Genomic DNA, 26,334 nt, shown 5'->3' with positions numbered 1-26,334 from the left:
TGCTCTGTTCTATCCCCGCCATCCGTGTAGGGCAATCCCTACCCCAAACCTTCCATCCTGCTGATGCCAATCTCTCCGGGCCCCCGATTTGCGCGGCCTTGCCCTGGGACTACGCTTGTTCCACGGCAGTCCAAAACAAAAAGGTGCGGGTATGAGCGAGGTGGATTCAAATGATGTGCTGGTCAGCTTTCGTGGCGTGCAGAAGAGCTACGACGGCGAGAACCTGATCGTCAAAGACCTCAACCTGGAGATTCGCAAGGGCGAGTTCCTGACCCTGCTCGGGCCGTCCGGGTCTGGCAAGACCACCAGCCTGATGATGCTCGCCGGTTTTGAAACCCCCACCGCCGGCGAGATCCAGCTGGCCGGCCGCTCCATCAACAACGTTCCGCCCCACAAGCGCGACATCGGCATGGTGTTCCAGAACTACGCGCTGTTCCCGCACATGACCGTCTCCGAGAACCTGGCGTTTCCGCTCTCTGTACGCGGCCTGAGCAAGACCGACATCAGCGAGCGGGTCAAGCGTGTACTGAGCATGGTCCAGCTCGATGCCTTCGCCCAGCGCTACCCGGCGCAACTCTCCGGTGGCCAGCAGCAGCGGGTGGCCCTGGCCCGGGCGCTGGTGTTCGAGCCACAGCTGGTGCTGATGGACGAACCCCTCGGCGCCCTCGACAAGCAACTGCGCGAACACATGCAGATGGAGATCAAGCACCTGCACCAGCGCCTCGGCGTGACGGTGGTGTACGTGACCCACGACCAGGGCGAAGCACTGACCATGTCCGACCGGGTGGCGGTGTTCCACCAGGGCGAGATCCAGCAGATCGCTGCCCCGCGCACCTTGTACGAAGAACCGAAAAACACCTTCGTCGCCAACTTCATCGGCGAGAACAACCGCCTCAATGGCCGCCTGCACAGCCACACCGGCGACCGCTGCGTGGTCGAACTGGCGCGCGGCGAAAAGGTCGAGGCGCTGGCGGTGAACGTCGGCCAGGTCGGCGGCCCGGTGACCCTGTCGGTGCGCCCCGAGCGCGTCAGCCTGAATGGCTCCAGTGAAAGCTGCGTCAACCGATTCTCCGGGCGCGTGGCCGAGTTCATCTACCTGGGCGACCACGTGCGGGTGCGCCTGGAAGTCTGCGGCAAGACCGATTTTTTTGTGAAACAACCGATCGCCGAGCTGGACACAGCCCTGGCGGTCGGCGACGTGGTACCGATTGGCTGGCAAGTCGAGCACGTTCGCGCACTCGACCCACTTCTAGAGGCGAATTGATCGCCCCCTTGCTTCACCAACCTCGCACGTGGAGAGAACAACAATGTTGAGATCCCTGAAATATTCCGCCCTGGCTCTGAGCTTGATGGGCGCGACACAGGCCATGGCAGGCCCTGATTTGACGGTGGTGTCCTTTGGTGGCGCGAACAAGGCGGCGCAGGTCAAGGCCTTCTATGCACCGTGGGAAAGCGCGGGCAACGGCAAGATCGTCGCCGGTGAATACAACGGTGAAATGGCCAAGGTCAAGGCCATGGTCGACACCAAGAGCGTGTCCTGGGACCTGGTGGAAGTGGAGTCGCCGGAACTGTCCCGTGGCTGTGACGAAGACATGTTCGAGCCCCTGGACCCGAAACTGTTCGGCAACCCGGGCGACTACGTGAAGGGCGCGATCCAGCCGTGCGGCGTGGGTTTCTTCGTGTGGTCCACGGTGCTGGCCTACAACGCCGACAAACTGAAAGCACCGCCAGGCGGCTGGGCCGATTTCTGGGACACCAAGAAATTCCCGGGCAAACGCGGCCTGCGCAAGGGCGCCAAGTACACCCTGGAATTCGCCTTGATGGCTGACGGTGTGGCGCCGAAGGATGTGTACAAGGTGCTGGCCGGCAAAGATGGCCAGGACCGTGCGTTCAAGAAGCTCGATGAGCTCAAGCCGTATATCCAGTGGTGGGAAGCGGGCGCCCAACCGCCGCAGTACCTCGCTTCTGGCGACGTGGTGATGAGTTCTGCCTACAACGGCCGGATCGCTGCCGTGCAGAAAGAAAGCAATTTGAAAGTGGTGTGGAACGGCGGGATCTACGATTTCGACGCCTGGGCCATTCCAAAAGGCCTGGCCAAGGACCGTGCTGACGCGGCGAAGAAGTTCATCGCCTTCTCGGTGCAGCCGCAGCAGCAGAAGACCTATTCGGAAAACATCGCCTACGGCCCGGCCAATACCCAGGCGGTACCGTTGCTGGCGAAGGACATCCTGAAAGACATGCCGACTACCCCGGAAAACATCGCCAACCAGGTGCAGATCGACGTGAGCTTCTGGGCGGATAACGGTGAGCAACTGGAGCAGCGCTTCAATTCCTGGGCTGCCAAGTAACCACCGCACCCAGGGTGGATGGGCTTTTTGTGGCGAGGGGGCTTGTCCCCCGTTGGGCTGCGAAGCGGCCCCAAAACCAGCCACCGCGGGCAGTCTAATAAACCACAGTGGCTTTACTGGGGCTGCTGCGCAGCCCAACGGGGGACAAGCCCCCTCGCCACAGGTGTGGGCCTTCACAGGTCTGCATTCTTTTTTACGATCCGGAGTTCGCCATGGCCCTCGCCATTCCCAGCCCCACCCTGAAACAGCGCCTGGCGCGTGCCGAGCGGCTCAACCGCTGGAAGGCCCAGGCCCTGATCGCGCCATTGGTGGTGTTTTTGCTGCTGGTGTTCCTGGTACCGATTGTGGCGCTGCTCTACAAAAGCGTCGGCAACCCGGAAGTGGTGGGCGGCCTGCCGCGCACGGTGGTGGCGGTGACGGCCTGGGACGGTCGTGGCTTGCCGGGCGAGCCGGTGTATCAAGCCATCAGCGAGGACCTGGGCGAAGCCCGGAAAAACTCGACCCTGGGCGACCTCTCCAAACGCTTGAACATGGAACTGGCGGGCTATCGCAGCCTGCTGACAAAAACCGCGCGGGCGCTGCCGTTCACCGAAGCGCCTGCCTCCTATAAAGAAGCGCTGGAAAACCTCGACGAACGCTGGGGCGACCCGGCGTACTGGCAGGCGATCCGGCGCAACACCAGCAGCCTCACGCCATACTACTTGCTGGCCGCCGTCGATCACCGCATCGACGACCTCGGCGAAATCGCCCCGGCCACCCCGGACCAGGCGATCTACCTCGATATCTTCGCCCGTACGTTCTGGATGGGCCTGGTCATCACCGTGTGCTGCCTGCTGCTGGCCTATCCGTTGGCTTACCTGCTGGCCAACTTGCCGGCGCGGCAAAGCAATTTGCTGATGATCCTGGTGCTGCTGCCGTTCTGGACCTCGGTGCTGGTGCGCGTGGCGGCCTGGATCGTGTTGCTGCAGTCCGGCGGCTTGATCAACAGCGCGCTGATGGGCATGGGGCTGATCGATAAACCCGTCGAGTTGGTGTTCAACCGGCTCGGCGTCTACATCTCCATGGTGCACATTCTGCTGCCCTTCATGATTTTGCCGATCTACAGCGTGATGAAAGGCATCTCGCCCACCTACATGCGGGCGGCAATCTCCCTGGGCTGCCACCCATTCGCCAGCTTCTGGCGCGTGTACTTCCCGCAGACCTACGCAGGCGTTGGTGCCGGCTGCCTGTTGGTGTTCATTTTGGCGATTGGCTACTACATCACCCCGGCCTTGCTGGGCAGCCCGAACGACCAGATGGTCAGCTACTTCGTGGCCTTCTACACCAACACCAGCATCAACTGGGGCATGGCCACGGCCTTGGGCGGCTTGTTGCTGCTGGCCACCGTGGTGCTGTACCTGATCTACAACTGGCTGGTGGGCGCCAGCCGCCTGCGCCTGAGCTAAGGAGACCGTTGCGATGCTGAGCCCTTATATGTCGCCCGTGGAACGGGTCTGGTTCTACAGCTTGCGGATCCTCTGCGGCCTGATCCTGTTGTTCCTGATCTTGCCGGTGCTGGTGATCATCCCGCTGTCGTTCAACAGTGGAAGTTTCCTGGTCTACCCGCTGCAAGGTTTCTCGCTGCACTGGTACCAGGATTTCTTCGGTTCGGCGGAATGGATGCGCGCCCTGAAGAACAGCATCATCGTGGCTCCGGCGGCTACAGTGCTGGCGATGGTGTTCGGCACGCTGGCGGCGATTGGCCTGACCCGGGGGCACTTTCCCGGCAAGGCGCTGGTGATGGCCCTGGTGATTTCGCCGATGGTAGTGCCCGTGGTGATTATCGGTGTGGCCAGTTACCTGTTCTTCGCGCCGCTGGGCCTGGGCAACAGCTTCTTCTCGCTGATCGTGGTGCACGCGGTGCTGGGCGTGCCGTTTGTGATCATCACCGTGTCGGCGACCTTGCAGGGGTTCAACCATAACCTGGTGCGGGCGGCGGCCAGCCTGGGCGCGTCACCGCTGACGGCGTTTCGTCGGGTGACCTTGCCATTGATTGCCCCGGGGGTGATCTCCGGGGCGCTGTTCGCCTTTGCCACCTCGTTCGATGAAGTGGTGGTGACGCTGTTCCTTGCCGGGCCCGAGCAGGCAACCTTGCCCCGGCAGATGTTCAGCGGCATCCGTGAAAACCTCAGCCCTACCATTGCCGCCGCAGCGACCTTGTTGATCGCGTTCTCGGTGGTGCTGTTGCTGACCCTGGAATGGCTGCGCGGGCGTAGCGAGAAACTGCGTACGGCCCAGGTCTAAAGCCAAACAGAGATCAAAATGTGGGAGCGAGCAAGCCCGCTCCCACATTGGGTTTGTGTCTATTCAGTAGCTGAATGCAAGACAACCAGCCCAAGTCAGCTAGTCTTGTGCCAGCCCATAACTGATAAGAGGCCGCGCACATGAGTACTTCCTCATTCAAGATCGCCCACAAACTGCTCACCGGCCCAGGCGCCATCGAGCAACTGGCCGCCGAGCTGACGCGGCTGGATGTCGACAACCCGCTGATTGTCACCGATGCGGCACTGGTCAAATCCGGCACCGTGGCGCTGGCGCTGGAACACCTGGGCGAACGGACCTACGAGATTTTCGACCGCGTGCTGCCCGACCCGGAAATCGCCATCGTCGAGGACTGCATGCGCGTCTACCGCGAAGGCGGGCATGACGGCCTGATCGGCGTCGGCGGCGGCAGTGCCATCGACATCGCCAAGAGCGTGGCGGCCTACGCCGGTTACCACGGCGCCCTGGCCGACCTGTTCGGCGTGGACCAGGTGCCGCGCAAAGGCCCGCCGCTGATCGCGATTCCCACCACCGCCGGCACCGGTTCGGAGGTGACCAACGTGGCGATTCTGTCGGACAAGGTCGCGCAACTGAAAAAAGGCATCGTCAGTGATTACCTGCTGCCGGACGTGGCCCTGATCAGCCCGCAGATGACCCTGACTTGCCCGCGCAGCGTCACCGCCGCCAGTGGGGTGGACGCATTGGTGCACGCCATCGAATCCTACCTGTCGCTGAATGCCTCGCCGATCACCGATGCACTGGCCATCGGGGCGATCAAACTGATTGCCAAGGCGTTGCCCAAGGCCTACGCCAACCCCGCCAACCTTGAGGCCCGGGACGACATGGCCACCGCCAGCCTGATGGCCGGGATGGCGTTCGGGAATGCCGGCGTGGGCGCGGTGCATGCGTTGGCCTACCCGTTGGGCGGGCGTTTCAACATCGCCCACGGCGTAAGCAACGCCTTGCTGCTGCCCTACGTGATGCACTGGAACAAGCTGGCGTGTGTGGAGCGCATGCAGGAGATAGCCGAGGCCATGGGCGTGAATATCACGGGGTTGAGTGCGGTGGATGCCGCCGACCAGGCCGTCGATGCGATGACGCGACTGTGTGCCGCAGTCGAGATTCCGTCCGGCCTGCGCAGCTTCGGTGTGCCTGAAGACGCGATCCCGGCCATGGCGGTAGAAGCGGCGGGGATCGAGCGGCTGATGCGCAACAATCCGCGCAAGCTCAGCGCCGCTGATATCGAGAAAATCTACCGGGCAGCTTATTAACCATTGAGCGAGGTCACGGTGCGCGCGGCAAAGCATGAGGTATACAATGCGCGCCATCGTGATTTAGCTCAAAAAGGTGCGTCATGCAGCCCTTCGTCATTGCTCCATCGATTCTCTCCGCCGACTTCGCCCGCCTGGGCGAGGAAGTGGACAAGGTGTTGGCCGCCGGTGCCGACTTCGTTCACTTCGATGTCATGGACAACCACTATGTGCCGAACCTGACCATTGGTCCGATGGTCTGTGCCGCCCTGCGTAAATACGGCGTGACCGCGCCTATCGATGCGCACTTGATGGTCAGCCCGGTGGACCGCATCGTCGGTGACTTCATCGAAGCCGGCGCGACCTACATCACCTTCCACCCGGAAGCCACGTTGCACGTGGACCGCACCCTGCAACTGATCCGCGAGGGCGGTTGCAAGGCGGGCCTGGTGTTCAACCCGGCCACTCCGCTGAGCGTGCTTGAGTACGTGATGGACAAAGTCGACATGGTGCTGCTGATGAGCGTCAACCCGGGCTTCGGCGGGCAGAAGTTCATCCCCGGCACCCTCAACAAACTGCGTAAAGCGCGGGCGCTGATCGATGCGTCGGGCCGTGATATCCGCCTGGAGATCGACGGTGGCGTCAACGTCAACAACATCCGCGAAATCGCCGCGGCCGGTGCCGACACCTTTGTGGCCGGTTCGGCAATCTTCAATGCCCCGGACTATCAGGAAGTGATCGCCAAGATGCGTGCAGAACTGGCGCTGGCGCGTCCATGAGTGGCTTTGAGCAACTGTTCCCCGGCAAACTGCCACGGCTGGTGATGTTCGATCTGGACGGTACGTTGATCGATTCAGTGCCGGACCTGGCCGCGGCGGTGGACCAGATGCTGCTCAAGCTGGGGCGCAAGCCGGCGGGTATCGAGTCGGTGCGCGAGTGGGTCGGCAATGGCGCGCAGATGCTGGTGCGTCGAGCCTTGGCCAACAACATCGAGGCCGAGGGTGTCGATGATGTGGAAGCCGAGCATGCGCTTGAGCTGTTCAACGTGGCCTACGAAAACGGCCACGAACTGACCGTGGTTTATCCCGGCGTGCGCGACACCCTGAAATGGCTGCACAAGCAGGGCGTGGAAATGGCCCTGATCACCAACAAGCCGGAGCGTTTCGTCGCACCGCTGTTGGACCAGATGAAGATCGGCCGGTATTTCCGCTGGATCATCGGCGGCGATACCTTGCCGCAGAAGAAGCCCGACCCGGCGGCGCTGTTCTTCGTGATGAAAATGGCCAATATCCCGGCGTCCCAATCGCTGTTTGTCGGCGATTCGCGCAGTGATGTGCTGGCGGCGAAAGCGGCGGGGGTCAAGTGCGTGGCCTTGAGTTACGGCTACAACCATGGCCGGCCGATTGCCGAAGAATCCCCGGCGCTGGTGATTGATGACCTGCGCCTGTTAATCCCCGGTTGCTTGGGAACGGGCGCTGAGATAACGTTGCCCGACGCTGTTCCATCCCCTTCTGGAAATCCCATCGTGGTGGTCACTCGCAAACTCTGGATGAAAGTCATCAAGGCCCTGGCCCGCTGGCGTTGGCGCGCCTGACTGATCCTCGCCGCGCTGCGGCACGTTTGCACACCTGACCGTTAGACCCTCAAGCCACGAGGCACCTCATGATCCGCGAAGAATTCCTGCGTTTGGCCGCTGCCGGCTACAACCGTATCCCCATGGCCTGCGAAACCCTGGCCGACTTCGACACCCCGCTGTCGATCTACCTGAAACTGGCCGACGAGCCCAACTCCTATCTGCTGGAGTCGGTGCAGGGCGGCGAGAAATGGGGCCGTTATTCGATCATCGGCCTGCCGTGCCGCACAGTGCTGCGGGTACATGATCACCATGTGAGCATCACCCTGGACGGCGTCGAGATCGAAAGTCACGATGTGGAAGACCCGCTGGCCTTCGTCGAGGAATTCAAGGCGCGCTACAACGTGCCGACCATCGCCGGCCTGCCGCGCTTCAACGGCGGCCTGGTGGGTTACTTCGGCTACGACTGCGTGCGCTACGTGGAAAAACGCCTGGGCAAATCCCCGAACCCCGATCCGTTGGGTGTGCCGGACATTCTGCTGATGGTTTCCGACGCGGTGGTGGTGTTCGACAACCTCGCGGGCAAGATGCACGCTATCGTGTTGGCGGATCCTTCCCAGGCCGATGCGTTCGAGCAAGGCCAGGCTAGCCTGGAAGCGCTGCTGGAAAAACTGCGCCAGCCGATCACCCCGCGTCGCGGCCTGGACCTCAGCCGTCCACCGGCGGCTGACCCGGTGTTCCGCTCCAGCTTTACCCAGGATGACTACGAGCGTGCGGTCGATACCATCAAGGAATATATCCTTGCCGGTGACTGCATGCAGGTGGTGCCGTCGCAACGCATGTCCATCGACTTCAAGGCCGCGCCGATTGATTTGTACCGGGCGCTGCGCTGTTTCAACCCGACGCCGTACATGTACTTCTTCAACTTTGGCGACTTCCACGTCGTGGGCAGTTCGCCGGAAGTGCTGGTGCGGGTCGAAGACAACCTGATCACCGTACGCCCGATTGCCGGCACCCGCCCTCGCGGTGCGACCGAAGAGGCGGACCTGGCGCTGGAACAGGACCTGTTGAGCGACGACAAGGAAATCGCCGAGCACTTGATGCTGATCGACCTGGGCCGCAATGACACCGGGCGTGTCTCGGAAATCGGTTCGGTGAAGCTCACCGAGAAGATGGTGATCGAGCGTTACTCCAACGTGATGCACATCGTGTCCAACGTCACCGGCGAGCTGAAGGCCGGGTTGACGGCGATGGATGCACTGCGGGCGATCCTGCCGGCGGGCACCTTGTCGGGCGCACCGAAGATTCGCGCGATGGAAATCATCGACGAGCTGGAGCCGGTGAAGCGGGGTGTGTATGGCGGCGCGGTGGGGTATTTCGCCTGGAACGGCAATATGGACACTGCGATCGCGATCCGTACGGCGGTGATCAAGGACGGCGAACTGCACGTGCAGGCGGGCGGCGGGATTGTGGCCGACTCGGTACCGGCCCTGGAATGGGAAGAGACGCTGAACAAGCGCCGGGCGATGTTCCGCGCGGTGGCGTTGGCTGAGCAGACCCCGCAGGACTGAAGTCAGACGTAGATCAAAAATGTGGGAGCGGGCTTGCTCGCGAAGGCGGTGTATCAGTCGATATATAAGGCGACTGTCGCACCGCTTTCGCGAGCAAGCCCGCTCCCACATTTGGTATTTGTCAGTTTCAAGTCCGAGTCAGAAATCCAGACTCACCCCGACACTCAGCCCTTGCTGGGTAAAGTTGTCATCCTTTCTCACGTTATAGGCCGCGTTCAACGCCAGGTCCTTGGTCACCTTGTGGGTAATCCCCAGGTTCAAGCGATCCGAATTGCTGCGTGGCGTGTAGCCGTCCAGTTTGAAATCAATCCCCGGCACGCTGTTGAGGGACATGCCCACTCGCTGCGTATCGTTTTCAAACTCGTGCTCGTGGGCCACTTCGCCAAACACCAGGGTTTGCGGGGTGAAGCGGTAGTTGGCTTGTAATCCGATTCCCAAACGCTTGGAGTCGCGCTGTTGGTCATCAAAGGTCAGCGCGGTGGACCGGGCATCTTTCTCCGAATAACCATTCACCTCGACCCGCGAATAGTCAGCGCTGATAAAGGGTGAGAAGTGCCACTCGCTGTTCGGCTCGGCGATGTCATACCCAACCCGTGCGCTCAATGCCCATAGCCAGCCGTCGGTGTCGCCTTTCTCGGTGCCTTCGCTGATGCCCAGGGCGAACTTGCGCTTGAGGTTATCGAAGTCCAGTTTGCCGCCGGTCAATGCGGCGTCGGCCCACCAGTGATCTTCCTGATATTGGGCGAACGCGGTGCCCAGGTAGCTGTTGAGCTTGTAGTCCGAATCGCTGGCGCCGGCCTCAAGACTCTGGCGATAGAAGCCTGCTGCCACACCCACCCGCCACTCGTCATTGAGCCTGTAGCTGCCACCGATGTTCAGGTTATAGCCGCTGCCGTCACCGCTGGCCGAGCTGTTCTGATCATCGAAGTCCAGGTGCTGGCCGCCAGCGTCGACGATCGCCCGCCATTGGCCCACGGCCTGCCAGCTACCAGAGTCGGCTTGCCATTGGTTGCGCAATGAATCCTGATGGGCGCGCAAGGTGCCTTGGGCCATTTCCGGAAGCAGGGTGATTTCCCAGGGGGCTGCCAGCAGCGAATACGCGTAGTCGGCGATCAGTACCTGCCCGGCCTCGGTCGGGTGCACGGTGTCGTTGTAAATCAGCTTGGCCGGGTCCGGATTGGTGCCGCCGACGCCATACACCGGATTCCTGCAGGTGGTGCCGCTGAAGCACGTCTGGTTGAGGTTCTGGTCGGTGGCAAAACCAAAACGCCCGGGATCGGCAAAGGTTTCCTTGAGCAGCAACGGAATGTTCAGCGGGATGATCTGCGCATCGATTTGCGACAGGCGCTGTACCAGGGTCTGGTTGAACGCGCCGGCCAGGGTGCTGACGGCCCCTTGGAGCGGGGTGCCATTGACGGCAGGTGTCAGGCCCAGGTCCGGCAGCATCCATACCATTACATAACGGGCGCCAGCCTGTTGCAGCGCCTGGGCGCTGTCGGCCAGGCGCCCGGCTGCGGCCGAGGCCTGGTCGGGGCTGAGGACCAGGCCGTCGAGGAAGTCATTGCCGCCGCCGGAGAGAAAGTACAACGCGTTGGGGTCGGCTCGGCCCCCCGTTGATGCCAGGTATCCGGGACGTGTACGCAATACCTGCCCGGTGTCGCTGTCGGTGACGGTGGAGTTACCGGTGATGGCATCGTAGATCTGTTGGGTGGTGTAGCCGCCGACGGCCCAGTTATTGCCGTCTGGCTGGCCCAGCGCGGCGCGCTCCGGCGAGGTCGAGGCATTCAGGTCGCCCGGGGCAACCCCCAGCTTGCCGCCCAATAACGTCGAGGAGATCAGCGATGTGCTTTCGCCGCTGCCGTCGAAGTATTGCGGGCCGGTGCGGTTGGTGAAGCGATAGGTTGAGCCCGGTGCGCCAGGGTCGGCAAATGTACCGGCGTCGGCCAGGCTGTCACCGAAAACGACCATCGTCGAATAAGGCGAGGGCGCGGCGAAGGCTTGCGAGCATGCCAGCGCCAAGAGGCAGCCGACGATGGGGGTGAAATAGGGCATCTTGGTCATGAGTCCGTCCATGATTTTGTTTTTTTGTCAGCACTGTGACTGTAGCGCCCTTGGAAGGGTTCTGAAAAGTTTGACGCCAATTATCAGTCGGGCAGTTTCCCCCGTATTTGCGGCTCGATATTGCACCGTTGGCGAGGCTACGTTACTGTGCCTGAACGTATGAATGAGACCCTCTCCGTGTTGATCATCAGCAAACTCTTGATGCGAGTAGTCAAGGCACACGCCCGTTGGCGTTGGCGCGCCTAACTTTTCTCTACCGGCCCCGCCGGACCTGTACCGATTTGCCTTCTTCACCCTCTGTTAAACGCCCCTTGCCGGCCAACCCCGGCAACCGGAAAGTGCGTCTGGCAGCGGGTCACTCCCTTGGAAGGCCGTCATTAGAAGTCAGTGAATTCAAGAGGTTTTAACCCACATGTTGCTGATGATTGATAACTACGACTCCTTTACCTACAACGTTGTGCAGTACCTGGGCGAACTCGGCGCCGAGGTCAAGGTGGTGCGCAACGACGAATTGACCGTGGCCCAGATCGCCGCGTTGAACCCTGAACGCATCGTCGTCTCCCCAGGCCCGTGCACGCCGACCGAAGCGGGCATCTCCCTCGAAGCCATCCAATACTTTGCCGGCAAGCTGCCGATCCTGGGCGTGTGCCTGGGCCATCAGTCCATCGGCCAGGCCTTTGGTGGCGACGTCGTCCGCGCCCGCCAGGTAATGCACGGCAAGACCAGCCCGGTATTTCACAAGGACCAGGGCGTATTCCAGGGTTTGAACCTGCCGGTAACGGTAACCCGCTACCACTCGCTGGTGGTCAAGCGTGAAACCCTGCCCGAGTGCCTTGAGCTGACGGCCTGGACCCAACTGGAGGATGGCTCGGTCGACGAGATCATGGGCCTGCGTCACAAGACACTGAACGTCGAAGGGGTGCAATTTCACCCGGAATCGATTTTGACCGAGCAGGGCTTCGAGCTGTTCGCTAACTTTCTCAAGCAGAGCGGCGGCACGCGCTAAGGACTTTTCATGGATATCAAGACTGCCCTGAGCCGTATCGTCGGCCATCTGGACCTGAGCACCGCTGAAATGAGCGATGTGATGCGCGAGATCATGACCGGTCAATGCACCGACGCGCAGATCGGCGCGTTCATGATGGCCATGCGCATGAAGAGCGAGAGCATCGACGAAATCGTCGGCGCTGTGTCGGTCATGCGTGAGCTGGCCGACAAGGTTGAACTCAAGACCCTCGACGGCGTGGTCGACGTGGTCGGCACCGGCGGCGACGGTGCGAACATTTTCAACGTGTCGACGGCTTCTTCCTTTGTGGTGGCCGCTGCCGGCTGCACCGTGGCCAAGCACGGTAACCGCGCGGTGTCGGGTAAAAGCGGCAGCGCCGATTTGCTGGAAGCAGCAGGCATCTACCTGAACCTGACCCCGGTACAAGTGGCGCGCTGCATCGATCATGTCGGCATCGGCTTCATGTTTGCCCAGTCCCATCACGGCGCGATGAAACACGCCGCCGGCCCGCGCAAGGACTTGGGCTTGCGTACCCTGTTCAACATGCTCGGCCCGCTTACGAATCCGGCCGGTGTGAAGCATCAGGTAGTGGGCGTGTTCAGCCAGGCGCTGTGCCGGCCATTGGCTGAAGTCCTGCAGCGCCTGGGCAGCAAGCACGTGCTGGTGGTGCACTCCAAGGATGGCCTCGACGAGTTCAGCCTGGCGGCACCGACCTTCGTGGCGGAGCTGAAGAACGACCAGGTCACCGAGTATTGGGTCGAGCCAGAAGACCTCGGCATGAAAAGCCAGAGCCTGCACGGCCTGGCGGTAGAAAGCCCGGCAGCCTCCCTTGAACTGATTCGCGATGCCCTGGGACGCCGCAAGACCGAAAACGGACAGAAAGCCGCAGAAATGATTGTGCTCAACGCCGGTGCGGCGCTGTACGCCGCGGATCACGCCTACAGTCTTAAAGAGGGTGTTGCCCTCGCTCATGATGCATTGCATACCGGGCTGGCGCGCGAAAAGCTCGAAGAACTGGGTGCGTTTACTGCGGTGTTCAAAGTGGAGAATGAAGGATGAGTGTTCCGACCGTTCTGGAAAAAATCCTGGCCCGCAAGGCAGAAGAAGTCGCCGAGCGCCGTGCCCGGGTCAGCCTGGCTGAGCTGGAAGGCCTGGCGAAAACCGCTGATGCACCGCGTGGGTTCGCCAATGCGCTGATCAAGCAGGCCAAGGAAAAACAGCCGGCCGTTATCGCTGAAATCAAGAAGGCTTCGCCGAGCAAGGGCGTGATTCGCGAGATCTTCATCCCTGAAGACATCGCCAAAAGCTACGAGAAGGGCGGCGCGACGTGCCTCTCGGTGTTGACCGATATCGACTATTTCCAGGGTGCCGACCTGTACCTGCAGCAAGCACGTGCGGCGTGTTCGCTGCCGGTGATCCGCAAGGACTTCATGGTCGACCCCTACCAGATCGTCGAAGCCCGAGCGTTGGGCGCCGATTGCGTGCTGTTGATCGTCTCCGCACTGGATGACGTGAAAATGGCTGAACTGGCGGCCGTGGCCAAGAGCGTCGGCCTCGACGTGCTGGTGGAAGTGCACGACGGTGATGAACTGGAACGCGCGTTGAAAACCCTCGACACACCGTTGGTGGGCGTCAACAACCGCAACCTGCACACCTTCGAAGTCAGCCTGGAAAACACCCTCGACCTGTTGCCGCGCATCCCGCGCGACCGGTTGGTGATCACCGAAAGCGGCATCGTCAATCGCGCCGATGTGGAACTGATGGAAATCAGCGGCGTGTACTCGTTCCTCGTCGGCGAAACCTTCATGCGTGCCGAGAACCCGGGGGCTGAATTGCAGCGCCTGTTCTTCCCGGAGCGTGGCGTTGCCGTCAGTGGCTCGACCCTGGATTGATGATGACCCAGCCGGTGGCGATGACGGTCGAGGCAGGCCTTAAGGCCGAGCAGGATTTGCTCGCCGCGGTCTGTGCCGGCGAGCAACCGTTCGGCCTGCTGTTCTGGCAGCCCAGCGATCAAGCGTTGGTGATGCCTCGTCGTTTGAGCCGCCTTCCGGCATTCGAGACCGCCAGCCAGGTGTCGGCAGACGCCGGTTGGCCGGTGCTGCTGCGGGAAACGGGCGGTGAGCCTGTCCCGCAATCGGCAGCCACGGTCAATATCGCGTTGGTCTACGCGCCACCACGCAGTGAAGGCGACCAGGGCCGTATCGAAACCGGCTACCAGCGTCTGTGCCAGCCGATTTGCGACCTGCTGACCGAGTTGGGTGGCAACGCGTCGGTGGGCGAGATCGACGGTGCGTTTTGCGACGGTCGCTACAACGTCAACCTTGATGGTCGCAAAATGGTCGGTACCGCCCAGCGCTGGCGCCAGAGTGGCGGGCGCCCGGTGGGGTTGGTGCATGGTGCGTTGCTGCTGGATGACGATCGCGTCAAATTGATCGCCGCGGTCAATCGCTTCAATGAAGCATGCGGCCTGGAACAACGGGTGCGCGCCGAAAGCCACATCGCCCTGCACGAAGCCTTTGCGGCGCCAGATGCGATTGCCCGGCTTGATACGTTGTACCGTCAGATGCTTGCGAGTTTCCTGCCGGTTTAACGCGTACCGAAGACCACCATGGTCTTGCCTTTGACATGCACCAGGTTGCGTTCCTCCAGGTCCTTGAGCACACGGCCAACCATTTCCCTTGAGCAACCGACGATCCGCCCGATTTCCTGGCGGGTGATCTTGATCTGCATCCCGTCGGGATGGGTCATTGCGTCCGGTTGCTTGCACAACTCCAGCAGGCAGCGGGCAACCCGGCCGGTGACGTCGAAGAACGCCAGGTCGCCGACTTTGCGCGTGGTGTCTCTCAGGCGCTGTGCGATCTGGCCGCTCAGGGCGTACAGAATGTCGGGATCCTGCTGGGCCAGTTCGCGAAATTTCGTATAGCTGATCTCGGCGACTTCGCATTCGACCTTGGCCCGCACCCAGGCACTGCGTTGCTGTTCCTTGCCGGCTTGTTCGAAAAGCCCGAGTTCACCGAAGAAATCACCGGTATTGAGGTAGGCGATGATCATTTCGCGACCATCGTCATCCTCGATCAGGATGGTGACCGAGCCTTTGATAATGAAGAACAGGGATTCCGAGCGCTCGCCCGCGCAGATGATGTTGTGCTTGGCTGGATGACGCCGGCGCTGACAATGCATCAGCAGTTTGTCGAGGTTCTTGATTTTGGGTGTGGGAGTAATAGCAACCATGGTTGTATCCCGAAAAGACTGCACGGTGTTGGTGAGCTTGTTTTTTTATCCAGCGCGATCAACGGCTAAGCTACATCATCCAATGGATGGCAATGCGCCATTGATTTGGCGCCAGCTTAACAGACACATTCTGACTTCATTAGGGAATTTACCCAGCAAACCCTGCTGTTGATCGCTTTCATGGGAAACGCTGCCGGCCCAAAGTGCTGTGCTAAGCTGGCGACCCTTTTTTAGCAGTGGAGTCTGGGCGATGAAGGCACGCATCCAATGGGCGGGCGAAGCCATGTTCCTCGGTGAGTCGGGCAGTGGCCACGTGGTGGTCATGGACGGCCCGCCGGAGGCCGGTGGCCGCAACCTGGGCGTACGCCCGATGGAAATGCTCCTGCTCGGTGTAGGCGGTTGCAGCAATTTCGATGTGGTGAGCATCCTGAAGAAGTCCCGCCAGGCGGTGGAAAGCTGCGAAGCATTCCTGGAAGCCGAGCGTGCCACCGAAGACCCGAAGGTGTTTACCAGGATCCACATGCACTTTGTCGTCAAGGGCCGGGCGTTGAAAGAAGCCCAGGTCAAGCGGGCCATCGAGTTGTCGGCAGAGAAGTACTGCTCGGCCTCGATCATGCTGGGTGCTGCGGGCGTTGCCATCACTCATGATTACGAGATCATTGAGTTGGGCTGATTCTTCAATCGGCAGGCAAAAAGAAAGGGCGCTTGATAGCGCCCTTTTTTTTCTGCTGAAACTAGATGCGGTATGTGCTTTTGGTCATGACCTTGGCCAGCAGGCTCATGCCAAATTTCACCGGTGCCGGGAAGCGGAAGCCGCCCGCGTCCAGCGCGCTTTCGGCGTGATGTTCTTCATCAATGCGCATCTGCTCAAGAATCGCCCGGGACTTTTCGTCTTCAGCCGGCAGTTGCTCGAGGTGTTCATTGAGGTGTTTGCACACCTGATGCTCGGTGGCGGCCACAAAACCCAGGCTGACTTTGTCGCTGATCAGCCCGGCCACCGCACCAATGCCAAACGATAAGCCGTAGAACAGCGGGTTCAGCACGCTCGGATGGCTGTTCAACTGGCGAATGCGTTGTTCGCACCAGGCCAGGTGATCGATTTCTTCTTCGGCGGCATGTTCCATCGCGGCGCGCACTTGCGGCAGCTTGGCGGTCAGGGCCTGGCCCTGGTACAGCGCCTGGGCACAGACCTCACCGGTATGGTTGATACGCATCAGGCCGGCGACGTGGCGGGTGTCGGTCTCGCTCATCTGCGCTTCGGGCCGCACGATGGCGGGCGACGGGCGGTGCGGTTGGCCGCTGAATGGCAGCAGCGTGCGCATGGCCGTATCGGCTTGCAGCAACAGACGATCAATCGGCGAGTAGTGACGTTGGGTAGTCATGCTGACCTCCGGGAAGAATCTCGGCGGCCAGTTTACCGCAAGAGAGGGGGAAGCGTTTGCGCTGGGTCAAATTGCTTGTGTGGCGAGGGAGCTTGCTCGCGCTGGAGTGCGCAGCGCTCTCGTTTTTGGGGCTGCTACGCAGCCCAGCGGGAGCAAGCTCCCTCGCCACAGCAAGCTGCCTCGCCACAGGTAGTGCTCAGCCCGGCGGCCAGTTCATCTGGCGTTGACCCAGAACATGCATGTGGATGTGATAAACGGTCTGTCCGCCATCTTCGTTGCAGTTCATCACCACACGGAAGCCCTTCTCACAGCCTTGCTCAACCGCCAGGCGCTGGGCGGTGAACAGGATATGCCCGGCCAGCGCCTTGTCTTCCTCGGTGAGGTCGTTGAGGGTGCGGATCGGCTTTTTCGGAATCACCAGGAAATGCACGGGTGCCATTGGCGCGATGTCGTGGAAGGCCAGGACCTGGTCATCCTCGTAGATGATCTTCGCGGGTATTTCTCTGTTGATGATCTTGGTGAACAGAGTATCCACAGCTGTTTCTCCATTGTGAAAGTGCAGGGTGAGTGTACTCAGGCGATCAGCGCGGGCAATAGGCCTTGTTGATCGCGCCGGCAATCTTGCGGGTCAGCCAGCGCGGGCTCAGGCGCGGGCTGAACGCCAGCCAGCGATTACGCCGGCCGGGAATGATGATGGCTTTGTTCCTGGCCAGCGCACGCACGGTGTAGAGCGCGACTTCTTCCGGGCTCATCAACTGTTGGCTGCGATCCAGCTTGGCGGTGTCCATTTGGGCGGTGCCGAAGAATGCGGTGCGGGTCGGGCCGGGGCAAAGTACGGAAACCTTGATGCCGCAAGTCTTCAGTTCCTCGCGCAAGCCTTCGGAAAAGTGCAGCACGTAGGCCTTGCTGGCGTAGTAAGTGCTCATCCACGGGCCGGGTTGGAACGCGGCAACCGACGCGACGTTGAGAATCTGCCCGCCGCCGTGCAGGGCCATGGCGTTGCCGAGGGCATGGCACATGCGGGTCAGGGCGAGGATGTTGACCTCCATCAGGTCCTGCTCGGTCATCCAGTCCTGCGCCAGGAACGGGCCGCTGGTACCGATGCCGGCGCAGTTGACCAGCAGGTCGATTTGCCGCTCGCCTTCTTCCAGTTCCAGCAGGAACCCGGAGAGCCGCAGGGGCTCGCCCAGGTCACAGGCGCGGAACAGCACCTCGACGCCGAAGCGCTGAGTCAATTCGATTGCAATGCTTTCCAACTGATCACGCTGGCGGGCCACCAGAATCAAGCTGCGGCCGCGACGGGCCAGTGCTTCGGCCAAGGCCAGGCCGATGCCGCTGGAGGCACCGGTGATCAGAGCGTAACGGGTCATGCGTTTCTCCATCGCAACGCTACCGGGCCTGTGACAGAGGCGTCACAGGCGTCGGGCGTTTTTCACTGTTGCGTAGAGTCTACAGGTTCGGCTGTGTCGTCAGCACTTTGCACATCGACTTCATCGACGGTGGTGGCCTGGTCGCTGTCGTCATCGGAGTTGATGGAGCTGCTTTCGTAGCTGCCGCCTACATCGCTTTCCAGTTGATCCAGGTAGCCGCTCATGCCAACCAACACCGCGCCGGCAAATACCAGCGGAATGAATGCGAGCCACAATGCGGAGAGGATTTTCACCGCAGTGGAGTTACGCGGTGGTGGCGCGCCGTACTGGTTTGCGCCCGTGTTACCGGGGAGGACCATCAGCAGGATCGGGAAGATGCTGCCAACGAAGGGCACCAGGTGCAGGAACCACAGCCAGCCGGACCAGCCCAGGTCATGCAGGCGCTGCACGGTGATCTGTACGCTGACCCACACAGCGGCCACGAGTATGGCAATCCCCACCAGGAAGCCAATGACCATGGCAATCGTCGGAGAGACCGCAGCGATACCAAGTCCGACGGTGAAGAACACGCTTGAGACGAGGAGGATCACCACGCTCAGCACCAGCGTCCACGCCAGGAAGCGCAGGCGTCCGATCCGGCCGTTGACGGTGAATACCTTAAGGGTGGAAAACTCCGGCAGGTTCTCGCCAACCGCGGCCTGGGGCGGGGCGTAAGGCGATGCGGCGGGGCGGGTGTAGTCAGTCGCGCTGCCGGAGTCCGTTTCATGGGTTTCGGCAAGGCTGAAGGCGACCGGCTGCTCTTCTTCTATCCGCGCATCCACCCCGGCGTTTTTCAGCGCTTGCAGATAGGTCTCGGCATCGGCGCGGGAAAGGTCGCGTTTCAGCGCGACCGGGCGGCCGGTGAAAAGCTTTTCGATCGCGTCGACATCACTTTTGAACAACTCGGCGAGGTTCAGCTTGGCGGTGGTGCTTTCGACACCCGGGAGCAATGCGCCATCAAACACAATCTTGAAACGGTTGTCGCTCATGCGGGCATCCTTGTCACTTGAATTGGGGAGGCCTGCCTTGATCAGCAGGCTCTGGATCGCGGATCAGCGTGGCCAGCGTTCTGGCAATTGTGCCGCATGCTCGAGCGCCTTGCGGTATTCGGCATCCAGGCGGGCCACGAGTTCATCGACGCTGGGCAAATCATCAATCTCTCCGACGCCCTGGCCGGCGGACCACACGGTCTTCCAGGCTTTGGCTTCGTCGTTGAGTGGCTTGAGCTTGGAGCCAAAATTGACTTCACCCTTGCCTTGCAGCGCGGCGAGGTCGAAACCGGCATTTTCCAGGCTCTGGCGCATGAAGCTTGCGGGAACACCGGAGACGGCTGGAGTGTGCACGATGTCGGCGGCGCGCGATGTGAGCAGCATCTCTTTATAGGCATCCGGGGCATGGCTTTCGGTGGTGCCGATAAAACGCGTGCCGAAATAGGCCAGGTCGGCGCCGAGCAGTTGCGCGGCGAGGATTTCGTGGCCGTGGTTCAGGCAACCGGCGAGCAGCAGGGTTTTGTCGAAGAACTGACGGATTTCTGCGATCAGCGAGAACGGGCTCCAGGTGCCGGCATGGCCACCGGCGCCCGCCGCAACGGCGATCAGGCCATCGACGCCGGCTTCAGCGGCTTTTTCGGCGTGGCGCCGGGTGGTGACATCGTGGAATACCAGGCCGCCGTAGCTATGCACCGCGTCTACCAATTCTTTCACCGCGCCCAGGCTGGTGATGACGATCGGCACCTTGTGCTCGACGCAGATCGCCAGGTCAGCTTCCACCCGCGGGTTACTGTTGTGCACGATCAGGTTGACCGCATAGGGCGCCGGGTTATCCAGCAGCGCCAGGCCCGCTTCGATTTCTTCCAGCCACGCCTTGAAGCCGCTGCTTTCCCGCTGGTTGAGGGCAGGGAAGCTGCCGACGATCCCGTTGCGGCAGCAGGCCAGCACCAGTTGCGGGTTGGAGATCAGAAACATCGGCGCAGCCACGACGGGCAGGCGCAGATTTTGTTCGAGCGAAGCGGGCAGCGACATTGGAAGTACCCCGAGTAATAGAGATTAGAACGGTTTGACCACGACCAAAATTACGATAGCCAGCAATATCAGAACTGGCACTTCATTGAACCAGCGATAAAAGACATGGCTGCGGGTGTTTTCGCCACGGGCGAAACGTTTTACCTGCGCGCCGCACATATGGTGGTAGCCGATGAGCAGTACTACCAGGGTCAACTTGGCGTGGATCCACCCGCCGGATTGAAAGATGGCCGGGTTGAGGTAGATCAGCCATCCGCCGAACACCAGGCTGGCGATCATCGCCGGGCCCATGATGCCGCGGTACAGCTTGCGCTCCATCACGCTGAAGCGTTCCTTGCTGATGGTGTCCTCGCTTTGGGCGTGGTAGACGAACAGGCGCGGAAGGTAGAACAGCGCGGCAAACCAGCAGACGATGCTGATGATATGAAAGGCTTTGACCCATAGATAAAGCATTTTTAGTTATTCCCAGGTTCACGGTAGCTGAAGATAGTAGTGGCTCTTGCGTCTACACGTCATGTTGAAGGTTGTCGCAGGACGATACGAACCCTATTATCGACGGCTTTCCAGTGGGTTCGTTGAGGGCAGGTTTATGGTCAAGGTCGGTATCGTCGGCGGCACGGGTTACACCGGTGTCGAATTGCTGCGTCTGTTGGCTCAGCATCCGCAAGCTGAGGTGGTGGTGATCACTTCCCGATCCGAGGCCGGCCTGGCCGTGGCCGATATGTACCCGAACCTGCGAGGCCACTATGACGGCCTGGCGTTCAGCGTTCCGGATATCAAGACCCTGGGCGCGTGTGATGTGGTGTTCTTTGCCACGCCTCACGGTGTGGCCCATGCCCTGGCGGGCGAGTTGCTGGCCGCCGGTACCAAGGTGATCGACTTGTCGGCAGACTTCCGCCTGCAGGACGCCGATGAGTGGGCCAAGTGGTACGGCCAGCCTCACGGTGCACCGCAGTTGCTGGAAGAGGCGGTGTACGGCCTGCCGGAAGTCAATCGTGAGCAGATCAAGCAAGCACGCCTGATCGCTGTGCCGGGTTGCTATCCGACGGCTACGCAGTTGGGTTTCCTGCCATTGCTGGAAGCTGGGCTGGCGGATGCATCGCGGCTGATTGCTGACTGCAAGTCGGGCGTCAGCGGTGCTGGTCGTGGGGCCGCTGTAGGTTCGCTTTACTCCGAGACGTCGGAAAGCATGAAAGCCTATGCAGTCAAAGGCCATCGTCACTTGCCGGAAATTCGCCAGGGGCTGCGTCGTGCTGCGGGCAAGGATGTCGGCCTGACGTTTGTGCCGCACCTGACACCGATGATCCGCGGGATCCACTCCACACTGTATGCGACAGTCGTTGATCGCTCGGTAGACCTGCAGGCGCTGTTTGAAAAGCGCTATGCCAATGAGCCGTTCGTCGATGTGATGCCGGCGGGCAGCCACCCGGAGACCCGCAGCGTGCGCGGTGCCAACGTGTGCCGTATCGCAGTGCATCGTCCACAGGATGGTGACCTGGTGGTGGTATTGTCGGTCATCGACAACCTGGTCAAGGGCGCCTCGGGCCAGGCTGTGCAGAACATGAACATCCTGTTTGGCCTGGATGAGAAGCTGGGCCTGTCCCACGCGGGCATGCTGCCGTAAATTTTCTGCTGTTGCGCAAAGGCCCGTTGATCGGGCCTTTCGTGTTTTTAATGGCCGCTGCGCAGATTGATATACCGTAACAATAGTTGACCGCTTTTCTAGGAGAAGCGGATAATGCCCGCCATCACGCATATGGCGGCGCTACGCCGGGAGATTATCAGCATGAGCGTTGAATCCTTCACCCCCACGGCTTTGCAATTCACCCACGGTGCTGCGCACAAGGTGAAGAGCCTGGTCGATGAAGAGGGTAATGATCGCTTGAAGCTGCGCGTATTTGTTACGGGCGGCGGTTGTTCAGGGTTTCAGTACGGTTTTACCTTCGATGAAGACGTGGCCGATGACGACACCATCGTTGAGCGCGAGGGCGTCAGCCTGGTTGTCGATCCGATGAGCTTCCAGTACCTGGCAGGAGCCGAGGTGGACTATCAGGAAGGTCTGGAAGGTTCGCGCTTCGTGATCAAGAACCCGAATGCCACCACCACTTGTGGTTGCGGGTCTTCGTTCTCGATCTGATCGACAGCGGATATAAAAACGCCGCTTGGCCTTGATAGGGCCAAGCGGCGTTTTGCTGTGTGGGATTCAGGCGGGGTAGATCGCGCCGAGTACACGAAGGCCGCGGGCGCCGGTGACGCTGGGGCGGTTGGCGGCGATGCCTTCCAGGCAGCAATGGGCCAGCCAGGCGAACGCCATGGCTTCGACCCAGTCAGGGTCTACGCCGCAGGTGGCGGTGCTGCTGACCTGGGTCGCCGGCAGCAGGGCGCTCAGGCGGCTCATCAAGGTTGCGTTGTGGGCGCCGCCGCCGCAGACCAGCAGGGTTTCGGTCTGTGGTTGGGCGGTTTGCAGGGATTCGACGATGGTCAGGGCAGTCAGCTCGAGCAATGTGGCTTGCACATCCTGGGCTGCGAATGGCGGCAATCGTCCCAGGTGATGCTCAAGCCATCCCAGGTTGAAGACTTCGCGACCGGTGCTTTTTGGCCCCTTGGTCACAAAGAACGGATCGCTGAGCAATGCCTTGAGTAGCTGGGGTTCAACCTTCCCGCTGGCAGCCCACTGGCCATCGCGGTCGAAGTTCTCGCCGCGTTGCTGGTGAATCCAGGCATCCAGCAGGACATTCCCCGGGCCGCAGTCGAAGCCCGCGACCGGTTTGCCGGTCTCGATCAGGCTGAGGTTGCTGAAGCCGCCCACATTCAGTACGGCGCGGTTGCCCGTACGCTCGCCAAACAGTGCCTCATGAAATGCAGGCACCAGCGGGGCGCCTTGGCCTCCGGCGGCGACATCGCGGCTGCGGAAATCACTGACGACGGTGATTCCCGTCAATTCGGTGAGCAGTGCCGGGTTGCCGATCTGCACGGTAAAACCCCGTGCAGGTTCGTGACGAATGGTTTGGCCGTGGCTGCCAATCGCTCGAATGTCCTGGGGCTTGAGGTTCTGCTGATCGAGTAGGGCGTGAATACCTTGGGCGGCAAGCGTCACCCAGTTCTGCTGCGCGAGCGCCGAACGGGCAATCTCGTCCGGGCCGCTGGCGCACAGGCCAAGCAGCTCGGAACGCAGGGATTCAGGCATGGGGATGTAGTGGGTGGCGATCAGCTTGATCGCCGGGCCTTGCTCGATCAGCGCAATGTCCAAGCCATCAAGGCTGGTCCCGGACATCACACCTATATAGAGCGACATGGCTTAGCGCTTCGCCGAAGCCAGGAGAGTCGAGCGCTCCTGGTCCATGCGGGCCATCAATGGCTGGCTCTGCTGCAGGAAGCGAGCGCGCTCGGCCTTGGCGATCGGGTCGGCCATTGGCAGCTTCTGGCCCAGTGGGTCGACGTGCACGCCGTTGACCTGGAATTCGTAGTGCAAGTGCGGGCCGGTAGACAGCCCGGTAGTGCCGATGTAACCGATCACCTGGCCCTGCTTGACGTTGCCGCCGGTCTGGATGCCCTTGGCGAAACCTTGCATGTGGCCATACAGCGTGCGGTAGGTGGCCCCGTGCTGGATGATCACGGTGTTGCCGTAGCCGCCACGGCGACCAGCCAGCAAGACCTTGCCGTCACCGGCAGCCTTGATCGGCGTGCCACGCGGGGCGGCGTAGTCGACGCCTTTGTGAGCGCGAATTTTGTTCAGAATTGGATGCTTGCGACCCATCGAGAAACGCGAGCTAATACGGGCGAAGTCAACCGGGGTACGGATGAACGCCTTGCGCATGCTGTTGCCATCGGCGGTGTAGTAGCTGCTGTTGCCTTGTTTGTTGGTGTAGCGCACGGCGGTGTAGGTCTTGCCACGGTTGGTAAACCGCGCAGAAAGGATGTTGCCGGTGCCGACGACCTTGCCGTTGGCGACCTTCTGTTCGTAGATCACGTCGAATTCGTCACCCTGGCGAATGTCCTGGGCGAAGTCGATGTCGTAGCCAAACACGCTGGCCATGTCCATGGTCATGCTGTGGGACAGGCCGGCGCGGGCGGCGGACTGCGACAGCGAGCTGTTGATCACGCCGTGTACATAGGCGGAGCGCATGACCGGCTTGGTGGTGATGCGGTTGAACGCAAAGCCCTTGGCGCCTTTGGTCAGGGTGATGCTTTCCAGGTCGCTGACGTTGCTGTGCAGGTTGGTCAGCTGGCCGTCGGGCGCCAGTTCGAATTCAAGCTTCTGGCCATGCTTGAGTTGGGTGAATTGCTTGGCCTGCTTGTCGCTTGCCAGTACATCGTTGACCGTCGCGGCGGGGAGGCCGACCTTTTCGAACAGGGTCGAAAGGGTGTCGCCCTTGGCAACAATGACTTCCCGGTGCAGCGGGTTCTTGGGTGCCTCTACTACCGCAGGTTCGGCTTGCGCGGTTTCCTTGGTGTCTTCGGCGCTGCTTTCGATCTGGGCAAACGGCGATTCGGCTGCGCCATTTGTGGCTTGAAGTGCGTCGGAAGCGTCTTGATCTTGTGTCAGTTGCTCAACCGGACTTTCAAGGTCAAGGCTTAGGGTCGTTCGTTTGGCTTCTACGTCGCTGGAAGGAAATACCAGGAGTGCCAGGCTCAGAAGGGCGGCGATCCCACTTGCGGCGAGCAGGTGGGTCTTCGGGTAAAGCGGCGGCGCTTTAGACGGTTCTGTGGTCATAAGTAATTTTGACTTTGAAAAGATGAATTGGAAAAGATGAATGACATGATGAAGATGAAATAACTGTATAAAATATAACCAAATCATCTGTGGTGCAAGCTTGCGAACGCTGGGCTTGCTGAACGGTGTCCGTGCGCAGGGCAAAACTTGTAATTAGTCCCTGATCTTGTATGGTTGGTTCCCTTTTGAATCTGAGCCTTGCGGGTCTGTTATGAAGTCGGTTGAAGAGCAGCTAGCGCTGATCAAACGTGGTGCGGAAGAACTGTTGGTCGAAGCTGAGCTGATCGAAAAGCTCAAGCGTGGCCAGCCCCTGCGTATTAAGGCCGGCTTTGATCCGACGGCGCCGGATCTGCACCTTGGGCATACGGTGCTTATTAATAAGCTGCGCCAGTTCCAGGAACTGGGGCATCAGGTGATCTTCCTTATAGGTGACTTCACCGGGATGATCGGCGATCCGAGCGGCAAGAGCGCTACGCGTCCGCCGCTGACCCGTGAGCAGGTTCTCGATAACGCCGAGACCTACAAGACCCAGGTCTTCAAGATTCTTGATCCGGCCAAGACCGAGGTGGCCTTCAACTCCACCTGGATGGATCAGATGGGGCCGGCGGATTTCATTCGTCTTACGTCCCAGTACACCGTTGCTCGCATGCTCGAGCGCGATGACTTCGATAAGCGCTACTCCACTAATCAGCCGATCGCTATCCATGAGTTCCTGTACCCATTGGTTCAAGGGTATGACTCGGTGGCGTTGCGTGCCGATGTCGAGCTGGGCGGTACTGATCAGAAGTTCAACCTGCTGATGGGGCGTGAGCTGCAGCGTGCGTATGGGCAAGAGGCTCAGTGCATTCTGACGATGCCGTTGCTGGAAGGGCTGGATGGCGTCAAGAAGATGTCCAAGTCCCTGGGTAACTATGTCGGTATCCAGGAAGCGCCGGGTGTGATGTACGGCAAGCTGGTTTCGATTCCGGATGCGCTGATGTGGCGTTACTTCGAACTGTTGAGTTTCCGCTCGATGGATGAGATCAATGCATTGCGTGCTGAAGTGGAAGCTGGGGCTAACCCGCGGGATGTGAAGATCAAGCTGGCTGAAGAGATTGTTGCGCGCTTCCATGGTGAAGAGGCTGCGGCCAGTGCTCACCGTGCTGCGGGTAACCGTATGAAGGATGGCGAGCTGCCGGATGATCTGCCTGAGATTGAATTGACTGCTGGCGAGGCAATGCCGATCGCTGCCGTCCTTAATAAGGCGGGCCTGGTGAAGAACTCGGCGGTGGCGCGCGACCTTCTGGGGTCTGGCGGTGTACGTATAGATGGTGAGGTTGTCGATCGCACCTTTATATACGAACTGGGCGCGACCCACGTTTGCCAGGCCGGCAAGAAGGCATTTGCGCGTATTACGCTTAAATCCGAATAAACCTGAAATTAACTGTTGACGGCGTTTTATATCTGTCTATAATTCGCCCCACTTCC

26 protein-coding genes are annotated in these 26,334 nt (G+C 60.7%); 16 read left to right on the top strand and 10 right to left on the bottom strand.

Features of this window, described 5'->3' with window-relative positions; genetic code table 11:
• The first annotated feature begins 151 nt into the window (after positions 1–151).
• The 8 genes from HX824_RS07295 to trpE all read left to right on the top strand — a co-directional run bounded on the left by HX824_RS07295 (position 152) and on the right by trpE (position 9,043).
• On the top strand, positions 152–1,264 hold the full coding sequence (locus HX824_RS07295; protein ID WP_003210974.1) for an ABC transporter ATP-binding protein: 1,113 nt from the start codon (positions 152–154) through the stop codon (positions 1,262–1,264).
• 43 nt (positions 1,265–1,307) lie between these two features.
• On the top strand, positions 1,308–2,348 hold the full coding sequence (locus HX824_RS07290; RefSeq protein ID WP_003210973.1) for an ABC transporter substrate-binding protein: 1,041 nt from the start codon (positions 1,308–1,310) through the stop codon (positions 2,346–2,348).
• A 212-nt stretch (positions 2,349–2,560) separates the two neighbouring features.
• A complete protein-coding gene (locus HX824_RS07285) occupies positions 2,561–3,793 on the top strand; it encodes an ABC transporter permease (RefSeq protein WP_003210972.1) in 1,233 nt (410 codons plus the stop codon).
• A gap of 13 nt (positions 3,794–3,806) precedes the next feature.
• A complete protein-coding gene (locus HX824_RS07280) occupies positions 3,807–4,631 on the top strand; it encodes an ABC transporter permease (protein WP_003210970.1) in 825 nt (274 codons plus the stop codon).
• Positions 4,632–4,771: 140 nt separating this feature from the next.
• Positions 4,772–5,920, top strand: coding sequence for an iron-containing alcohol dehydrogenase (locus HX824_RS07275; RefSeq protein ID WP_003210968.1), 1,149 nt, complete (start codon positions 4,772–4,774; stop codon positions 5,918–5,920).
• Between the two features lie 83 nt (positions 5,921–6,003).
• Positions 6,004–6,678 carry a ribulose-phosphate 3-epimerase gene (gene rpe, locus HX824_RS07270; protein WP_177054389.1) on the top strand — a complete coding sequence of 225 codons (675 nt, stop codon included), beginning with the start codon at positions 6,004–6,006 and terminating at the stop codon, positions 6,676–6,678.
• On the top strand, positions 6,675–7,493 hold the full coding sequence (locus HX824_RS07265) for a phosphoglycolate phosphatase (RefSeq protein WP_003210964.1): 819 nt from the start codon (positions 6,675–6,677) through the stop codon (positions 7,491–7,493). The genes rpe and HX824_RS07265 overlap by 4 nt, the downstream gene beginning before the upstream one ends.
• A gap of 68 nt (positions 7,494–7,561) precedes the next feature.
• Entirely contained in the window at positions 7,562–9,043 is a 1,482-nt protein-coding gene (gene trpE, locus HX824_RS07260) for an anthranilate synthase component I (protein ID WP_003210962.1), read from the top strand.
• Between the two features lie 138 nt (positions 9,044–9,181).
• Here the strand turns inward: trpE and estP are convergent, their stop codons facing one another.
• Positions 9,182–11,104, bottom strand: a complete 1,923-nt coding sequence (gene estP / locus HX824_RS07255; protein ID WP_177054388.1) for an esterase EstP — start codon at positions 11,102–11,104, stop codon at positions 9,182–9,184.
• Between the two features lie 412 nt (positions 11,105–11,516).
• Here estP and HX824_RS07250 point away from each other — a divergent pair, with 412 nt between their 5' ends.
• From HX824_RS07250 to HX824_RS07235, 4 genes are read left to right on the top strand one after another with little or no spacing between them, the layout of a single operon-like run.
• On the top strand, positions 11,517–12,110 hold the full coding sequence (locus HX824_RS07250) for an aminodeoxychorismate/anthranilate synthase component II (RefSeq protein WP_003210957.1): 594 nt from the start codon (positions 11,517–11,519) through the stop codon (positions 12,108–12,110).
• A gap of 9 nt (positions 12,111–12,119) precedes the next feature.
• Positions 12,120–13,169, top strand: coding sequence for an anthranilate phosphoribosyltransferase (trpD, locus tag HX824_RS07245; RefSeq protein ID WP_003210955.1), 1,050 nt, complete (start codon positions 12,120–12,122; stop codon positions 13,167–13,169).
• Positions 13,166–14,002 carry an indole-3-glycerol phosphate synthase TrpC gene (gene trpC / locus HX824_RS07240; RefSeq protein WP_003210953.1) on the top strand — a complete coding sequence of 279 codons (837 nt, stop codon included), beginning with the start codon at positions 13,166–13,168 and terminating at the stop codon, positions 14,000–14,002. Before trpD ends, trpC begins: the two co-directional genes overlap by 4 nt.
• 2 nt (positions 14,003–14,004) lie before the next feature.
• Complete coding sequence (locus HX824_RS07235) at positions 14,005–14,700, top strand: lipoate--protein ligase family protein (RefSeq protein WP_177054387.1); 696 nt, start codon at positions 14,005–14,007, stop codon at positions 14,698–14,700.
• Here the strand turns inward: HX824_RS07235 and crp are convergent.
• Positions 14,697–15,341: a cAMP-activated global transcriptional regulator CRP gene (gene crp, locus HX824_RS07230; protein WP_003210949.1), complete on the bottom strand. Its 645-nt coding sequence runs from the start codon at positions 15,339–15,341 to the stop codon at positions 14,697–14,699. The genes HX824_RS07235 and crp overlap by 4 nt on opposite strands.
• Positions 15,342–15,591: 250 nt before the next feature.
• Between crp and HX824_RS07225 the strand changes: the two genes are divergently transcribed.
• Positions 15,592–16,014: an OsmC family protein gene (locus HX824_RS07225; RefSeq protein ID WP_003210947.1), complete on the top strand. Its 423-nt coding sequence runs from the start codon at positions 15,592–15,594 to the stop codon at positions 16,012–16,014.
• Between the two features lie 61 nt (positions 16,015–16,075).
• Here the strand turns inward: HX824_RS07225 and coq7 are convergent, their stop codons facing one another.
• From coq7 to hemJ, 6 genes are all read right to left on the bottom strand, one after another.
• A complete protein-coding gene (gene coq7, locus HX824_RS07220; protein WP_003210945.1) occupies positions 16,076–16,723 on the bottom strand; it encodes a 2-polyprenyl-3-methyl-6-methoxy-1,4-benzoquinone monooxygenase in 648 nt (215 codons plus the stop codon).
• Positions 16,724–16,919: 196 nt separating this feature from the next.
• Positions 16,920–17,258: a histidine triad nucleotide-binding protein gene (locus HX824_RS07215; protein ID WP_003210943.1), complete on the bottom strand. Its 339-nt coding sequence runs from the start codon at positions 17,256–17,258 to the stop codon at positions 16,920–16,922.
• A gap of 46 nt (positions 17,259–17,304) precedes the next feature.
• The gene (locus HX824_RS07210) at positions 17,305–18,093 is read right to left on the bottom strand and encodes an SDR family oxidoreductase (RefSeq protein ID WP_003210941.1); all 789 of its coding nucleotides are present in this window, start codon (positions 18,091–18,093) and stop codon (positions 17,305–17,307) included.
• A gap of 62 nt (positions 18,094–18,155) precedes the next feature.
• On the bottom strand, positions 18,156–19,121 hold the full coding sequence (locus tag HX824_RS07205) for a DUF805 domain-containing protein (RefSeq protein ID WP_177054386.1): 966 nt from the start codon (positions 19,119–19,121) through the stop codon (positions 18,156–18,158).
• Positions 19,122–19,184: 63 nt separating this feature from the next.
• Positions 19,185–20,153, bottom strand: a complete 969-nt coding sequence (locus HX824_RS07200; protein ID WP_008434459.1) for a nitronate monooxygenase family protein — start codon at positions 20,151–20,153, stop codon at positions 19,185–19,187.
• A gap of 24 nt (positions 20,154–20,177) precedes the next feature.
• Complete coding sequence (gene hemJ, locus HX824_RS07195; RefSeq protein ID WP_177054385.1) at positions 20,178–20,606, bottom strand: protoporphyrinogen oxidase HemJ; 429 nt, start codon at positions 20,604–20,606, stop codon at positions 20,178–20,180.
• A 136-nt stretch (positions 20,607–20,742) separates the two neighbouring features.
• Between hemJ and argC the strand changes: the two genes are divergently transcribed.
• Together argC and erpA are read left to right on the top strand one after the other, a co-directional pair.
• On the top strand, positions 20,743–21,777 hold the full coding sequence (argC, locus tag HX824_RS07190) for an N-acetyl-gamma-glutamyl-phosphate reductase (protein WP_003210935.1): 1,035 nt from the start codon (positions 20,743–20,745) through the stop codon (positions 21,775–21,777).
• 162 nt (positions 21,778–21,939) lie between these two features.
• Positions 21,940–22,290 (top strand): iron-sulfur cluster insertion protein ErpA, encoded by a 351-nt coding sequence (gene erpA / locus HX824_RS07185; protein ID WP_003176443.1) that lies wholly within the window; start codon positions 21,940–21,942, stop codon positions 22,288–22,290.
• 66 nt (positions 22,291–22,356) lie between these two features.
• On the opposite strand, the gene HX824_RS07180 is transcribed toward erpA, so the two are convergent.
• Both HX824_RS07180 and HX824_RS07175 read right to left on the bottom strand, forming a co-directional pair.
• Entirely contained in the window at positions 22,357–23,448 is a 1,092-nt protein-coding gene (locus HX824_RS07180; RefSeq protein ID WP_008434463.1) for an anhydro-N-acetylmuramic acid kinase, read from the bottom strand.
• Between the two features lie 3 nt (positions 23,449–23,451).
• Positions 23,452–24,867 (bottom strand): peptidoglycan DD-metalloendopeptidase family protein, encoded by a 1,416-nt coding sequence (locus HX824_RS07175; protein ID WP_003210931.1) that lies wholly within the window; start codon positions 24,865–24,867, stop codon positions 23,452–23,454.
• A gap of 211 nt (positions 24,868–25,078) precedes the next feature.
• Here HX824_RS07175 and tyrS point away from each other — a divergent pair, with 211 nt between their 5' ends.
• A complete protein-coding gene (gene tyrS / locus HX824_RS07170; RefSeq protein ID WP_003210928.1) occupies positions 25,079–26,278 on the top strand; it encodes a tyrosine--tRNA ligase in 1,200 nt (399 codons plus the stop codon).
• Positions 26,279–26,334: the final 56 nt, after the last annotated feature.

Origin of the sequence: Pseudomonas sp. D4002, assembly GCF_013385665.1 — a bacterium.
Classification (GTDB): domain Bacteria; phylum Pseudomonadota; class Gammaproteobacteria; order Pseudomonadales; family Pseudomonadaceae; genus Aquipseudomonas.
This window is presented reverse-complemented; position numbering and strand designations above follow the sequence as displayed.